Genomic DNA, 14515 nt, shown 5'->3' with positions numbered 1-14515 from the left:
GTCACGCCTCATGACCGCTGAAGAAGCTTGCCACGTGCTCGGCATTCAAGGCCTGCACGCTGGAGGGGCTCCATTGCGGTTTCTTGTCTTTGTCGACGATCAAGGCGCGCACGCCTTCGATCAGGTCACCGCGTTCAAACCACTGGCGGTCCAGATGCAGCTCCAGGGCGAAGCAACGCTCAAGCGGCATATGCCGGCCGCGGCGCAGCAGCTCCAGAGTGACCGCCATCGCCAGGGGTGAACGGGTCTGCATCAGGTTGGCAGTGTCGACGGCCCAGGCATGGGTGTCGTGGACGGTCACCTCCAGCAGTTGTTCGATGATGCTCGGGATGTCCGGCAGCGCGAAGAAATGATCAATGGCCGGCCGCAGCTTTGCCAGCGGCGGCGCAGGCAAGTGCTGCACGCCGAGTTTCGCCAGCGCGCCCTGTACATCCTTGAGCGGGGTCAGGCTCCACTTCAGGTTATCCAACTGCAGATCGAGGTCTTCAAGGCGCTGGCTGTTGAGGTACCAGTTCGCCAGCCCGCAATACAGCGCATCGGCGGCCTGGATCTGCACGCCGGTGACGCCGAGGTAAATCCCCAGCTCGCCCGGTATCCGGGGCAGAAAGTAGCTGCCGCCTACGTCAGGGAAATAACCGATCGCCACTTCCGGCATTGCCAGACGGCTGCGTTCGGTGACCACGCGCAGGTCCGCCCCCTGGGCCAGGCCCATGCCACCGCCCAGCACGAAGCCGTCCATCAGGGCAATCACGGGTTTGCGGTAATGATGAAGGGTGAGGTCCAGCGCGTATTCTTCGACGAAGAAGTCCAGGTGCTCGTTTCGACCGGTTTTGAAGCTGTCGTACAGCGAGCGGATGTCGCCGCCGGCGCAGAACGCCTTTTCGCCTGATCCGCGCAGGACCACGGCGTAAACGTTGTCATCCTTCGCCCAGGCGTCCAGCTGAAACTGCAGCTGCCGCACCATGTGCAGGTCGATGGCGTTCAAGCCCTGGGGGCGGTTGAGGGTGATGTGACCGATATGATTGCGTACGTCGGACAGAACGCTCTCGCAGGCTGATTGCTCGCCCGCGTATTCGGCAGGTAGTACCTGAGCCGTCATCGCTGAATCCCTGTTGATTTTTGTTGTACTCAATTCCCGGCTGAACAGCCGGGATCCGTGAGGGTGCTGATGGATGCTACCAGCGCCATTTTGCAAATGAAAATGAAGATTCCTGCGGGGCCGGGCGCATGACCCCAGTCACGCCTGCAGGCTGAACAGCGCCATTTCCGGCGCCTCGCTGATCCAGCATTCGCTGACGGTCCACCCTGCACGGGCGGCCAATTCGGTGAACGATTCAACGGTAAACTTGTGGGAGTTCTCAGTGTGCAGTCGTTCCCCGGCGGCGAAGCGGAAGGTGTGCCCGGCGACGGTGACGCTCTGCTGCTTGCGGCTGACCAGGTGCATTTCCATGCAGGCCTGGTCGGCGTTCCACACCGCCAGATGATCGAAGGCGGACATATCGAAGTCGGCGTTCAGCTCGCGATTGATGCGGGTCAGCAGGTTCTTGTTGAACTGCGCGGTCACGCCCTCGGCGTCATCGTAAGCCGCTACCAGTGTCTGCTCATCCTTGACCATATCGACACCGACGATGAAATGCGCGTTTTCCCCCAGGACCTCATGGGCGCTGTGGAGGAAATCCACGGCCTGCTCGTGGCTGAAGTTGCCGATGGTGGAACCCGGGAAGAAGCCCACGCGGGTGTGGCCGTCGGCTTCTTCAGGCAGGGTGAGCACCCGGGTAAAGTCATCGACTTGCGGGGCAACGATCAGCGCAGGGTAGCGCTGGCGCAATGACCGCGCGGCCTTGTTGAGCGCCGTTGCGCTGATGTCGATCGGCACGTAAACGGCGATGTGCGGCGCGGCATCGAGCACCAGGCGCGTCTTCTCGCTGGCGCCGCTGCCGAACTCCACCAGCGCTGCGCCGGAGGGAATGGTCGCGGCAATCTGCGCGGCGATGCCTTTCAGCAGCCCGGTTTCGGCGCGGGTCGGGTAGTACTCGGGGGTTTCGCAGATGGCTTCGAACAGATCTGAACCCGCTGCGTCGTAGAAATACTTGGGCGACAGGGTTTTCACCGCGGCGCCAAGACCGGCCACCACGTCCCGGGCGAATTCGCTGTTGTTCGGGTCCACGACGCCGGGCTGACGGCTGTCACGGGCCAGACGCAGGCCGGAGACCATCCAGCGCTTGTCGGCGTGGAAGAAGTTGCGGTAGGTCAGGCGGCAATGATCGGGCGACGTGACGCTGGCGCCGCCGCGCAGGACCATCTGATTGACCATGAATTTCCCGTTGTACTCACCGACCGCGCCCACTGAGGGCTTGAAGCCTGGGTAGGCGCTGTAGGCGCTTTGCGTCCACTGCCAGGCGACGTCGTCCACCTGCTCGAGCAAGCCGGCGCGGGCGGCGGCTTCCCATTCCGCTTCGGTGGGCAGGCGCGCGTCGGCCCAGAGGGCGAATGCGGCGGCTTCGTAATAACTGATGTGGGTCACCGGCGCAGACGGGTCGATCGACTCAAGGCCGCGCAGGCTCATGCGCTTCCAGCCGTTCTCGTCGTGCTGCCAGTACATGGGCGAGTTCCAGCCGTTTTCCTGCACCAGGCTCCAGCCCTCGGACAGCCACAGGGCGGCAGTGTGGTAGCCGCCGTCGGCAATAAAACTCAGCCACTCGCCGTTGGTCACCAGCCGGTCGCTGATCTCAAAGGACTGCAAATACGTGGTGTGGCGCGGGCCTTCGTTGTCGAAAGAAAAACCGTCGCCGTCGTGGCCGATCTCGGTCAGGCCGGCGCTCAGCGGCTTGAAGTGACCGCGACGCCCCGATGGGTCTTTCGGCCAGCGCGGGCTGTAGGCGGGTTTCAGGGACGACAGGCTGAACAGATGAAGAATGTCCATCAGCAGCAGTTCCTGATGCTGCTCCTCGTGGGCAAGACCCAGCTCAATCAGGCTGGTCATCTCGTCGCTGAGCGGCGTCATCAACAGCGTCGTCATGTTTTCGTCGACGTGCCTGCGGTAGGCCAGCACCTGATCGACGCTTGGCCGGGTCATCAACCCGCGTTGGGGGCGGGGATGACGCGGGCCGACCGCTTCGTAATAGGAATTGAACAGGTAACCGAATGTCGGATCGAAGGCTTCGTAACCCGGCAGGTTCGGCGCCAGCAGAAAGGTTTCGAAGAACCACGTGGTGTGCGCCATGTGCCACTTGGCCGGGCTGGCGTCGGGCATCGACTGCACCACCATGTCCTCGGCGCTCAGTGGCTCGACCAGAAATTCGGTACGTTCCCGCACACTTTGAAAGCGCTGGCACAGGGTGTGGGTAGCGGATGTTTCACGAAGCTGGCGTAGTTGGCGCGTCATCAGGTGCTCTCCGGCGTTGCCGATGCCCGGTGGACCCGGTGGAGTGATTCCACGCAGCCAGGCGGTACGGCGATTCAGGGTTTGAGGCTCGTGTGGCCCGGAATGTTCAACCGAAATATCCAAACGAAGGATGGCCACTGCCCACGCGTACGTCGATGCCTTGAGTCATCAGCGTTTGCATGGATTTAACGGCACGCACCGAGTGTAGTCACAGCGTGGGTTGATTCGCGCAGTCGGTGACCGATGGCCAATGAGCGGCCAGTCTGCGTTACCCTGCCGGCCATTCAGCGCAGTTGCGCTGCCCAGGACGTAGGTCTTGTGGGCAAAACCTGAACCTGCGCGGCAACTGGCAGTCAGCACAACAGCACGTTTGTCCGAGAGGGCAGGGGCGTTGCAGGGCATTAGTCAGGTTAAAAGTGAATCACGTCAGATGAATGAACCGGTTTTTGGGGACGCGCATGAATGATCTATCCAGTCTGCTGGTGGCGCTTGATGAAGCGCAGGCCGGGCAGCAGGAAGTGGTGATCGCCACGGTGGTCAAGGTCGAAGGCTCGGCTTACCGGCGCCCCGGCGCGCGGATGATTATTGCGCCGATGGGCGAAGCCACCGGCACTGTCAGCGGCGGATGCCTGGAAAGCGACGTCAGCAAGAAGGCCTGGTGGCTGACCGCCAACGGCAAGCCGTCCATGCGCACGTACAGCACCGGCGAGGACGACGACGAGCTCGAAGATGCCGAACTCAGCTTCGGCCTGGGCTGCAACGGCACGGTGCACATCCTCTTCGAACGGATAGATCCGCAGGCGGCGAGCCTGGTGGTCGACGTGCTGCGTGAGGTCAAGGCCAGCGGCACTGGCGCCGCGCTGGCGACGGTGATCGGTACGCAAAGCGAACGCCACACGGCACTGGGCGAGCGGGTGGCCATCCGTGCATCCGGGCAGGTCCAGAGTGAAATGCGCGAACGCTGGCTGGCGACGGCCGTGGCCGAGGACCTGAAAACGGTGCTCGACGCCCGCCGTTCAGCCACACGTACTTACGACAGCGCCGACGGCGCCGTCGAAGTGCTCCTCGAATACATCGCTGCGCCCCGCCGGCTGGTGGTCTTCGGTGCCGGGCACGACGCGATGCCGCTGGTCAGCATGGCGCGGCTGCAGGGCTGGCACATCACGGTGATCGATGCGCGCTCGCACTTCGCCCGGCCCCAGCGTTTCCCGGACGCCGACCAGGTGCTGTCCGCGCCGCTGCAGCCGATGCCTGAATTGCACGCAATGGTCGCCGATGCCGCCGTGGTGGTGATGACCCACAGCCTGACCCAGGACCGTCACTGGCTGGGGCAGGTCCTTGAATCGACGCCGCGCTATATCGGCCAGCTCGGGCCGCGCAGCCGCACCGAGCGTTTGCTCGACGAACTGCCGGATCAGCTCCGCGACGCCGCGGCTAAAGCCAGCCTCCATTACCCGGTTGGCCTTGATCTGGGCGGCGACGCGCCGCACAGCGTGGCGTTGTCGATTCTTTCGGAGATCAATGCGGTGTTCAACGGCCGCAGCGGCGGGATGCTCAAACACAGGCAAGCGAGCATTCACGCAGTGGATGTCACACTGGAGCAGGCGCGCGAACTGAGAATGATCAGCTAGCTTTGACGGGGGCAGCGCTGATAGAGCCCGCCCCATCGCGCTTCAGTGGTATTGCATGGCATTCATCAGGTTCGCTCAATGAACGACAAGTACAGACCCCACGACTGGGCCCCCCACGAGCGACCGACGTTGCCGGGGTCGCCGTCGACGCCCTTGCACGCGACGCCGAAACGCTGGGCCTATGCCATCGTTGGCGTCATCGTGGCGCTGACCGGCGGGCTCGGCAATGCGCTGGTGGTCGCCAACCTCCAGTACCTGCAGGGCTCGCTCGGCGCTACCCAGGCCGAAATCGCCTGGCTGCCCGCCGCGTATGTCATGACCAACGTGTCGATGAACCTGCTGCTGGTGAAGTTTCGCCAGCAGTTTGGTTTGCGGGCGTTCACTGAAGTGTTCCTGGTGCTGTACGCCCTGGTCACCTTTGCTCACCTGTTCGTCAACGACATCGAATCGGCGGTTGCCGTTCGAGCGGCCCATGGCATGGTCGGCGCGGCGCTGAGTTCGCTGGGCCTGTATTACATGATCCAGGCCTTCCCGCAGAAGTGGCGGATGAAAGCGCTGGTGCTGGGCCTCGGCACGGCGCAGCTGGCAACGCCGCTGGCGCGACTGGTCTCCGAAGACCTGCTGCAGATTGCCGAGTGGCGCGGGCTTTACCTGTTCGAACTGGGCATGTGCCTGCTGTCCCTGGGCTGCGTGCTGATTCTCAAACTGCCACCCGGTGATCGCTTCAAAGCCTTCGAAAAACTCGACTTCCTGACCTTCGCCTTGCTGGCATCAGGCTTTGCGGCATTGTGCGCGGCGTTGTCCCTGGGGCGGATCGAATGGTGGCTTGAAGAGCCGTGGATCGGCATCGCCCTGGCGTCGTCCATCGTGCTGATCCTCGCCGGACTGTGCATCGAGCACAACCGCACCCGCCCGCTGTTGATTACCCGCTGGCTGGGCAGTGGCCGGATGATCCGCTTCGCCTTCGGCGTGCTGCTGACGCGCATCGTGCTGTCGGAGCAATCCACCGGCGCGGTCGGTTTTCTTCAGGGCCTGAATCAGGGCACCGAGCAGTTGCACACGCTGTACCTGTTCATGCTGCTGGGCAGCGTTGCGGGCCTTGCGGTCAGCGCGCTGACGATCAATCCCCAGCACCTGTTCAAGCCGCTGATTATTTCCCTGGCGTTGATGGCGATCGGCTCGAGCATGGACAGCTTCTCGACCAGCCTCACCCGCGAGCCGCAGATGTATTTCAGCCAGTTTTTGCTGGCGTTCGGCGGCACCTTCTTTCTGGGGCCGACCCTGGTGATGGGCATCAGCGGGGTGATCAGCAACCCGCGCAACATGGTCAGTTTTTCGGTGATGTTCGGGATTACCCAGAACGTCGGCAGCTTGATCGGCTCGGCGTTGCTGGGCACCTTTCAGGTGTGGCGCGAGAAATTTCACTCGGCGCATATCGTCGAGCACGTCACGCTGATCGATGCCCAGGTGCAGTCGCGCCTGCAAAGCGCGAGCGGCGCGTATATTTCCGCCATCGCCGACCCGGCCGCGCGCACCAGCCTGGGCATTCGCTCGCTGGCGACCGCCGCCACCCGCGAAGCCAATACCCTGGCGTACAACGATGTGTTCATGCTGATCGCTGTCATCGCGGTGCTGACCATGATCTGGATCACCAGCCGCGCCACCTGGCTGTGGATCACCACCGAGCCGGTCGCTCCCTTTACTCCGGCGACCCCTGCGGCATCTCCTCTCACACCTTCTGGCGCTCAACCTTCATGACAGAACCCGGTAAACCTTCTGGCAACGCTTCCAACAGTTCTACGGGCGGCTCGGCTCCGTCTCAGGCAACCTCCGCAGCACCTGCACCGGCGGTCATGCCGGCCACCACGCAACCGCGTTCGGCGCGCATACGCCTGGTGTCGTCGATTCTGTTCGGCGGCATTGCCCTGGCGGGTGTGCTGGTGGTGCTCTACGCCTGGCAGTTGCCGCCGTTCAGCAGCCCGATTGAAAGCACCGAGAACGCGCTGATTCGCGGGCAGACCACGCTTATCGGCCCGCAGCTGAGTGGCTACGTCTACGAAGTGCCGGTGCAGGATTTCCAGTGGGTGAAGAAGGGCGACCTGCTGGTGCGCATCGACGACCGGATTTACCAGCAGCATCTCGATCAGGGCATTGCGCAGTTGGGCGTCCAGAAGGCCGCACTGGCCAATAATCTGCAGCAACGGCGCAGCGCCGAGGCCACCATCGCCCAGCGTCAGGCGGCCGTTGCGAATGCCCAGGCGCAGAGTGAAAAAGCCGCTGCCGACCTTCGCCGCGGTCAGGCACTGGTGACCGATGGTTCGGTGTCCAAGAGCGAATTCGACGTGACCCGCGCCGCGGATGCGCAGGCGAAAGCGGCACTGGCCGAAGCCAAGGCAGCGCTGGAGATTTCCCGTCAGGACCTGCAGACGGTGATCGTCAATCGCGGCTCGCTGGAGGCCTCGGTGAAGAACGCCGAGGCCGCCATCGAGCTGGCGCGGATTGATCTGACCAACACGCGCATTACCGCGCCTCGGGACGGTCAGCTGGGGCAAGTCGGGGTGCGCCTCGGTGCGTACGTCAATTCCGGCGCGCAGTTGATGGCGCTGGTGCCGCGCCCGCGCTGGATCATCGCCAACATGAAAGAGACCCAGATGGCCAACGTGCGCCTGGGCCAGCCGGTGAGCTTCACCGTCGATGCTCTGGAAAACCTGAAGATGCGCGGTCGGGTGCAGCGCATCTCGCCGGCGGCGGGTTCCGAGTTCAGCCTGCTGCCGGCGGACAACGCCACCGGCAACTTCGTCAAAATCGCCCAGCGCATCCCGGTGCGCATCACCATCGACGACGACCAGCACGACGTGGACCGGCTGCGCCCGGGGATGTCGGTGGTGGTCAGCATCGACACCAGCCAGGACGGCGCCGTACCGCCGGACCCGGTGGATGGGCGGGTGGACTCAGTCGATCCTCGCTGATCCGCAGCAGGTTGACGCAAGCGGCGCCGTCGAATGAACGGTCCGGCCTACACCATGCGCTTGACGGTGTTGTCCTTGCGCACGAAGTGGTGCCAGATCGCCGCAATCACGTGCAGGCCGATGACGTAGTAGAAAATCGTGCCCAGCAAGACGTGGTAATGCTCCAGCGTTTCGGCGGTGTCCTTGGACAGGTCGAACGGCGCGGGAATGCTCAGGGATGTCAAGGGGATTGGCAGTGCGCCGCGCTCCAGCAGCACCGTGAACAGACCCAGCAGTGGTTGCGCGAACAGGAACGCATACAGCGCGTAATGGGACAGCGTGGCGGCCAGACGCAATACGCCTTCCAGGGGCGGAGTAATCCCCGGCGGCGTGTGGCGGTGACGCTCGGCGATGCGGAAAAACGCCATGACCAGCACCACGATGCCGACCCAGAAATGCGTTTGCACAACGAAAGTCCGCGCGTCACTGCCACGGGCCAGCTGGGTGCGGCTCAGGATCAGCGCATACGCCAGCACAATCAGGATCGCCATCACCCAGTGAAACCAGCGGGCTTTGTAGCTGTAGCGTTCGGTAGCGGAAGGTTTGCTCACGGTCAGGTCTCTTGGTCTGTTTTTTTGAGTGGCGCAGTGCGGTGACCGCCCCTGCGCTTTCTTAACCCAATGGCTGACGGTCGTCGAGGAGAACGTGCAAGGCGCACTGCAATAAAGCCGTCGCTTGTTCCTCGGAGAAACGTGTTGACGACACATACGCTTACATCTTGGCCACTCATTAATATAAGTAGTATGACTAATTAATTCAGTGATCCCTGGGTGTAACTTTCATTGTGAATCATGACGCATCAATACAATTTTGCACTGGATCTTATATTGAACATTAATTTTCATTCGTTTGAGTTACTTCGAAAAAGGGAAGAAATTCTGATAGAGATTCATCTTCATATCAGCGATAACAAAGCGTGTTTCTTATTCTAATTTGGCATTAGAATCCCGGCGAATTACATTTGACAGGTTATGGGAATGGATCCATCGTAATGCGTCGAAGGCTCAGATCATTGACTATCAGCTTGAATAAGCTGGCATTTTGCCCGTATGCAGCCGGGGCCTTGATCTTCGTGACTTAATCGAAAAGGGAAGGACACCCTCATGGATGTTTCGGGCTTCGTTCAGCTTTTAAAAACATATAATTCCGATTCGGAAGTATGGTTCGATTCTTCACCCCTTATATATAAGCAGTGCCAAAGGCGGTTATTACAGACCTACCCGGATATGCAGTCGTCGGTTATCGCGCTGTTGCCTGAAGCACTGGGTTCATCGGCCGCGGGTGTCAGCGGAGCCACTACAAATCCTGCGTTGATGGGGCAGGCGTTGGTGACCCATTCAGCCCACTACCGATCATTCCTCCACACCTTGCCGGCGTCCATGCCTGCGGACATTCGCCTGCGATCGCTTTATGACCAACTGATCATCGACAGCGCGCAGCTGTTACTACCGCTGTTCCTGCAATCCTGGCATCGAACGGGCTGGCTGTCCGCGCAGATCGAGGGCGGGCACTGGATGAATCAGGACGCGCTGGTGGCCCGCGGGCTCGAACTGGCGGCGCTGGCGCCGAACATCATGATCAAGATCCCGGGCAGCGCTCAGGGCTATCGCGCCATCGAGCAACTGGTCGCCCGGGGCTGCTCGATCAATAACACCTTCTGTTTTAGCGTCTCTCAGCTGGATGCCTGCCTCAAGGCCATTCACGCCGGGCGCCAGCGGGCGCTTGCCAACGGTGTGAACACGGAGCGGGCGCGTTACGTGGTGAGCTTCATGATCGGCCGGCTGGGTGCGGAACCGGAATTTGAGCGGCAGGCGCGGGGCCGTCGCCTCCACCTTGGCCAGACGGATAAGCGCTGGGCCGAACTTGCGGTGTACCAGGCGATGCAGGCGCTGATGCGACGGTGCGAGACACCGGCGCAACTGTTGCTGTGCAGTATCAAGGTCGACACCGATGCGCGTGGGCGTGAACATTGCTGGCACCTGCAGCGCACCGGCGCCGACACCACGCTGTACACGTTGACGCCTGAACTCATCGAATTCCTCATACGCCGTCAGCAGGCCGGGCGCAGCATCGCACCGGCGACGGAATGGGTGCAGATTCCCGGCAAAGTGCTGGACCGCCTTCTGGCCATTCCGTATTTCAACCAGGCGTACTTTGAGGGCGGCCTGACCTCGGACGAATACGCCCGTTATCCGGCGTTCCTGACTGCGGGCAATGACGCACGCCTGGGCGTGCAGCGTCTGCAGGGCTTCATCGCCGACACGCTTGATCCGCCCGTTTCCACGCCGCCCGTCGCGCGTCACAAAACGACCATGGAGGGCCGCGCATGAACCGCATGATCGGCCTCTGGGCCCATCCCCGCTCGCGGTCGACGATCCTCGAAAGGGTGTTCATCGAGCGCGGTGACTTCGAGGTTTTTCACGAGCCGTTTTCGCACATGGCCTTCGACGAACAGTCCGCCATTCCCCATGGGGACCTCAACTGCGGCATGCCCCGTGACTATGAAGCGATCAAAGCCCTGTTGCGCGACGCCCGCCAGCGCGCTCACGTGTTCCATAAGGATATGGCCTACCACTGCCTCACGCCGCTGAAGGCCGACGCCGAGTTTCTCGCAGAGCAACAGAACGTCTTCATCGTTCGCGACCCGGCCCGGGCGATTGTTTCCCACCACGCCATCTTCCCGCAGATGCCCGCGCACGCCATCGGCCATCAAGCGCTGTACGAAATCTTCTGCGAGGTCAGGCGGCTGACCGGCAAAACCCCTTGTGTGATCAACGCCGAGGACCTGGCCAGCCATCCGGAAACCACCCTGCGCAGGCTTTGTGACCACCTGCAGCTGGATTTCCTGCCCGAAGCATTGAGCTGGAATGCGAGGTGCCCCGAGCAATGGAAAGCCTGGCGCAGCTGGCACAAGGACGCCGAGAACAGCACCACGATCATGCCGGGCAGCGCCGATTTCGACCCACGACCGCTGCACGATAATCCCCATCTGATGGCGTATGACCAGCTGCATCGACCTTTCTACGAGCGCATGAATCAGTTCACCGAGCAGGGACAGCCATGAAAAAGATCGTGATCACCGGCGCCGCCAACGGCATTGGCAAGGCCACCACCCTGGCCTGCGTCAAGGCGGGCTACTACGTCATCGCAGCGGACAGCGACAGGCTGGGCCTGCAGTCGCTTCAGGCAAGCCTGCCCCTGCACCGACTGGAAACCCACCTGGCTGACTTCTCCCAGGCGCACGTCTATCAGTCGTTTATCGGCAACCTGTACGACCTTCACAAACACCGGGCGCTGTATGCCCTGGTCAACAACGCGGGGATCTATCACGGCAAAGGTGTGTACGACTACACCGACGCGGAAGTGGATGAGATCTGGGCCGTCAATCTCAAATCCCTGGGGTATCTGTCCAAGGACTTCGCACGGCGGGAGTCGGCGGCCGACTACTCGCGCAGCATCGTCAACATCACGTCGGTGGCAGGGGAGGTCGGCAGCATGGATGCGTGGTACGGCGTGACCAAGGCTGGCGTGATCGGCCTTACCAAGGCGAACGCCTGGAATTTCGGCCCCCGGATCAGGGTAAACGCCGTGTCCCCGGGGCTGATTCGCGACACCTCGATCCATGACCGTATTCCCGAGCACCGAGGCCGTGAGTACGAGCGACAGGAAATCCTCAAGGAGCCTATTCAGCCGGACGGCGTGGCCGACGTCATTCTGTTTCTGCTGTCGGAACAGAGCCGTCACCTGACCGGAAAAGTCATCGCAGTGGATAACGGCGCCTACCCGCGCTAGCGATCGGAAACACCGTCGTCCCTCACGTATTTCAGGGAGAACACCATGCACCGCAAAAAACTGCTCATCGTTGGCGGCGGCAACCTGTGCCTGCAAGTCCTGCAGATCCTGGGCCCGCGTAACCCGTTCGAATTCCACGTCGCCAGTCGAGACCTCGGAAAGGCCACGCGGATGTGCAACCTGATCCGACTGGCCGCGCTTCAACAGAACGTCAACATTCAGATTGAAAGCCATCAGATGGACCTGCGCGAAGCCTGCATCAGCCGCAACGCCGAAACGCTGCTCAAGATTCGCCCGGACATCATCCTCAACTGTGCCTCGCTGCAATCCTGGCGGGTGATCACGCAGTTGCCGGCCGAGCGTTTTGCTGCCCTTGATCAGGCGCAGCTCGGGCCCTGGCTGCCGATGCACCTGGCGCCGGCCTACGCACTGATGCGAGCCGTCAAACAGTCCTGCCCGAAAAGTCTGGTGGTCAACGCGGCGTTCCCGGATGCGGTCAACCCGATCCTCTACAAGGTCGGCATGGCGCCCGACGTCGGCATCGGCAACATCGCCAACCTGATCCCGGCCACCCGCAGCGCCATTGCGCATTTGTCCGGCTGCCTGCCAACTCAGGTCTGCGCCAAGCTGGTCGGGCATCACTATTTCAGCCATTGCGTGCCTCGCCATGGCCTGCCGCCGCAACGCATGGAGCCTATCTTCAACCTGACGTACTGGATCGACGGTGAAGAGCGCACCGGTGAGCACGCGCCGGAGGCTATTTTCGATTGCGTCGCCCGTCAATTCAGCCGGCTGGGCGGCGTCGACGGCCAGTACCTCACCGCCATGTCGGCGGTGACGGTGCTGGAAAACCTGTACGCCGAGCATGAGGTGCGGGTGCATGGGCCCGGGCCTCAGGGGTTGCCCGGCGGTTATCCGGTCAAGGTCGGCATGGGCAAAGTCCTGCTCGACCTGCCATACGGCGTGACCCGGGAAGAGGCGATCAGGGTGAATGAGGCGGGGCAGCGGCTCGACGGCATCACGCTGATTCGTGCCGACGGCTCGGCGGTGTTTGGCGAGGTGCAGAGGCAGATCATGCAGCGCGAGCTCAACTTCGCCATGGCCGAGATGCGCGTGTGTGACGCTGCGGCGTGGGCGGAAGAGCTGGGCAGCAAATACCTGGCGTACGCAGTAGGCATTCCCCACACCAACAGCCACCACACAGGAGTCGCCGCCCATGGCGCCGGTCATCGCGCTTCTGCCTGCTGACCGATCGGCAATGGCCGATCACGACTACACCCGCCAGTACGTGGCGGACTTCGTCGAGCGCTGGGACGAACTCATCGACTGGGAAAAGCGCGCAGCCGGCGAGGGGTCTTTTTTCTTCGACCTGTTGCGCCAGGCCGGCGCCTGGCGTGTGCTGGATGCCGCCACCGGCAGCGGCTTTCATGGGGCGCAGTTGCACAAGGCCGGCTTTGACGTCACCGCGTGTGACGGCAGCGCGACCATGGTGGATCGCGCCCGGCGCAACTTCGATCGGCTGGGCGTCGATGTGCCGGTCCACCGTTGCGAGTGGCAAGCGCTGGACGCTCGCGTACTGGGCAGGTTCGACGCGGTGCTGTGCCTCGGCAGTTCGCTTTGCCATCTGTTCGACCGCGACGCGCGTATCGCGGTGTTGAAGCGGTTTCGGCAGATGCTCAAACCCGGCGGAATGCTGCTGATCGATCAGCGCAATTTCGAAGCGATTCTCGCCGGTCGCTTCACGTCTTCAGGGCGCTATTACTACTGCGGCAACTCCGCCAGCATCACCCTCGGCGAACTCGACGAGGCGGTGTGCGAGTTCGTGTATCGCTTTGCCGACGGTGCACAGTATCGGCTGCGGGTGTGCCCGATACGCCCGCGACACCTGCAGGAAGAGTTGCGAGAGGCCGGGTTCCGTACCGTGTCTGCCTACGGCGATTTCAAGCCGATCTACGACGTCATGGACGTGGATTTCGTCATTCACAAAGCCCACATCTGATGCTGATCCACGCAGGAGTTTGGTCATGAGCACGCGCCATCCTGGGCTGACGCAGCACCACAACCTGGTGCCGTACCCGTTCAGCGAGATCACTCCGGCCCCGTCCGCCGTCCGACCGAGGGTCATCTGGTTGACCGGGCTCTCGGCGGCGGGGAAGTCCACCATCGTCGACAGCCTGAACCCGGTGCTGCAGGCGCGCGGGTTAACCACCTGCATTCTGGACGGGGATTCGGTGCGCACCGGCCTGTGCCGCGATCTGAGTTTTTCTGCCGAGGACCGAGAGGAAAATGTGCGGCGGGTGGCGGAAGTGGCCGCGTTGATGGTTGATGCGGGGCTGACGGTGATGGTCGCGTTGATCTCGCCCAGCCGCGCGGCCAGGAAGCTGGCCCGCTCGATCATTGGCAGTGCGCGGTTTGTGGAAGTGTTTGTCGACGTGCCTCTTGCGGTGGCTGAAGCCCGGGACCCGAAGGGGTTGTACCGGCGCGCGCGGGCAGGGGGCATTCCGGGGTTTACCGGGGTGGATTCAGCGTATGAACCGCCGGTGTTTCCGGAGCTGCATATTCGCAGTGATGAAGTGGATGTGGGGCGGGCGGTGAAGATGATTGATGACTGGTTGTTGGCGCGGGGGTAGGGCGCTGTGTATCGGCTGTGCACGCTTTCACCGTGCGTGATAGGCCGCAAAATGGCTCATCGCAGCCCC

Annotated in this window: 12 protein-coding genes; 9 read left to right on the top strand and 3 right to left on the bottom strand. The window is 62.3% G+C overall.

Annotated elements, in window-relative coordinates:
• Position 1 precedes the first annotated feature (1 nt).
• Together M1E04_RS17630 and egtB are read right to left on the bottom strand one after the other, a co-directional pair.
• On the bottom strand, positions 2-1099 hold the full coding sequence (locus M1E04_RS17630; protein ID WP_369318765.1) for an enoyl-CoA hydratase/isomerase family protein: 1098 nt from the start codon (positions 1097-1099) through the stop codon (positions 2-4).
• Positions 1100-1237: 138 nt separating this feature from the next.
• Positions 1238-3385: an ergothioneine biosynthesis protein EgtB gene (egtB, locus tag M1E04_RS17625; protein ID WP_456291799.1), complete on the bottom strand. Its 2148-nt coding sequence runs from the start codon at positions 3383-3385 to the stop codon at positions 1238-1240.
• Between the two features lie 458 nt (positions 3386-3843).
• On the opposite strand from egtB, the gene M1E04_RS17620 reads away from it, so the two are divergent.
• The 3 genes from M1E04_RS17620 (at position 3844) to M1E04_RS17610 (ending at position 7985) form a co-directional block, all read left to right on the top strand.
• Complete coding sequence (locus tag M1E04_RS17620) at positions 3844-5016, top strand: XdhC family protein (RefSeq protein WP_296307261.1); 1173 nt, start codon at positions 3844-3846, stop codon at positions 5014-5016.
• 78 nt (positions 5017-5094) lie between these two features.
• The gene (locus tag M1E04_RS17615; RefSeq protein ID WP_065986478.1) at positions 5095-6774 is read left to right on the top strand and encodes an MFS transporter; all 1680 of its coding nucleotides are present in this window, start codon (positions 5095-5097) and stop codon (positions 6772-6774) included.
• 95 nt (positions 6775-6869) lie between these two features.
• Complete coding sequence (locus M1E04_RS17610; RefSeq protein ID WP_456293211.1) at positions 6870-7985, top strand: HlyD family secretion protein; 1116 nt, start codon at positions 6870-6872, stop codon at positions 7983-7985.
• Between the two features lie 47 nt (positions 7986-8032).
• Here M1E04_RS17610 and M1E04_RS17605 read toward each other — a convergent pair whose 3' ends face one another.
• Positions 8033-8515 (bottom strand): cytochrome b, encoded by a 483-nt coding sequence (locus M1E04_RS17605; protein ID WP_065986553.1) that lies wholly within the window; start codon positions 8513-8515, stop codon positions 8033-8035.
• 735 nt (positions 8516-9250) lie between these two features.
• On the opposite strand from M1E04_RS17605, the gene M1E04_RS17600 reads away from it, so the two are divergent.
• Genes M1E04_RS17600 through cysC form a run of 6 tightly spaced genes read left to right on the top strand, consistent with a single transcriptional unit; the run spans position 9251 to position 14446 of the window.
• The gene (locus tag M1E04_RS17600) at positions 9251-10354 is read left to right on the top strand and encodes a transaldolase family protein (protein ID WP_456291798.1); all 1104 of its coding nucleotides are present in this window, start codon (positions 9251-9253) and stop codon (positions 10352-10354) included.
• Complete coding sequence (locus tag M1E04_RS17595; protein ID WP_296307947.1) at positions 10351-11088, top strand: sulfotransferase-like domain-containing protein; 738 nt, start codon at positions 10351-10353, stop codon at positions 11086-11088. Before M1E04_RS17600 ends, M1E04_RS17595 begins: the two co-directional genes overlap by 4 nt.
• A complete protein-coding gene (locus tag M1E04_RS17590; RefSeq protein WP_296307948.1) occupies positions 11085-11816 on the top strand; it encodes an SDR family NAD(P)-dependent oxidoreductase in 732 nt (243 codons plus the stop codon). Before M1E04_RS17595 ends, M1E04_RS17590 begins: the two co-directional genes overlap by 4 nt.
• A 45-nt stretch (positions 11817-11861) precedes the next feature.
• Positions 11862-13064: a hypothetical protein gene (locus M1E04_RS17585; RefSeq protein ID WP_456291797.1), complete on the top strand. Its 1203-nt coding sequence runs from the start codon at positions 11862-11864 to the stop codon at positions 13062-13064.
• Positions 13033-13815 carry a class I SAM-dependent methyltransferase gene (locus M1E04_RS17580; protein ID WP_456291796.1) on the top strand — a complete coding sequence of 261 codons (783 nt, stop codon included), beginning with the start codon at positions 13033-13035 and terminating at the stop codon, positions 13813-13815. Before M1E04_RS17585 ends, M1E04_RS17580 begins: the two co-directional genes overlap by 32 nt.
• Before the next feature lie 25 nt (positions 13816-13840).
• The gene (cysC, locus tag M1E04_RS17575) at positions 13841-14446 is read left to right on the top strand and encodes an adenylyl-sulfate kinase (protein ID WP_456291795.1); all 606 of its coding nucleotides are present in this window, start codon (positions 13841-13843) and stop codon (positions 14444-14446) included.
• The last annotated feature ends 69 nt before the right edge of the window (positions 14447-14515 follow it).

Source organism: Pseudomonas sp. AK106 (assembly GCF_053903055.1).
The sequence above is the reverse complement of the archived record's forward strand: the minus strand, read 5'-3'. Positions and strand labels throughout refer to the sequence as shown.

Coding starts and splice junctions, on each gene's coding strand:
- M1E04_RS17630 (WP_369318765.1), bottom strand. CDS start 1,099: ATGACGGCTCAGGTACTACCTGCCGAATACGCGGGCGAGCAATCAGCC.
- M1E04_RS17585 (WP_456291797.1), top strand. CDS start 11,862: ATGCACCGCAAAAAACTGCTCATCGTTGGCGGCGGCAACCTGTGCCTG.
- M1E04_RS17605 (WP_065986553.1), bottom strand. CDS start 8,515: ATGGCGATCCTGATTGTGCTGGCGTATGCGCTGATCCTGAGCCGCACC.
- M1E04_RS17580 (WP_456291796.1), top strand. CDS start 13,033: ATGGCGCCGGTCATCGCGCTTCTGCCTGCTGACCGATCGGCAATGGCC.
- M1E04_RS17620 (WP_296307261.1), top strand. CDS start 3,844: ATGAATGATCTATCCAGTCTGCTGGTGGCGCTTGATGAAGCGCAGGCC.
- M1E04_RS17610 (WP_456293211.1), top strand. CDS start 6,870: ATGCCGGCCACCACGCAACCGCGTTCGGCGCGCATACGCCTGGTGTCG.
- M1E04_RS17615 (WP_065986478.1), top strand. CDS start 5,095: ATGAACGACAAGTACAGACCCCACGACTGGGCCCCCCACGAGCGACCG.
- M1E04_RS17595 (WP_296307947.1), top strand. CDS start 10,351: ATGAACCGCATGATCGGCCTCTGGGCCCATCCCCGCTCGCGGTCGACG.
- M1E04_RS17600 (WP_456291798.1), top strand. CDS start 9,251: ATGCAGTCGTCGGTTATCGCGCTGTTGCCTGAAGCACTGGGTTCATCG.
- cysC (WP_456291795.1), top strand. CDS start 13,841: ATGAGCACGCGCCATCCTGGGCTGACGCAGCACCACAACCTGGTGCCG.
- egtB (WP_456291799.1), bottom strand. CDS start 3,385: ATGACGCGCCAACTACGCCAGCTTCGTGAAACATCCGCTACCCACACC.
- M1E04_RS17590 (WP_296307948.1), top strand. CDS start 11,085: ATGAAAAAGATCGTGATCACCGGCGCCGCCAACGGCATTGGCAAGGCC.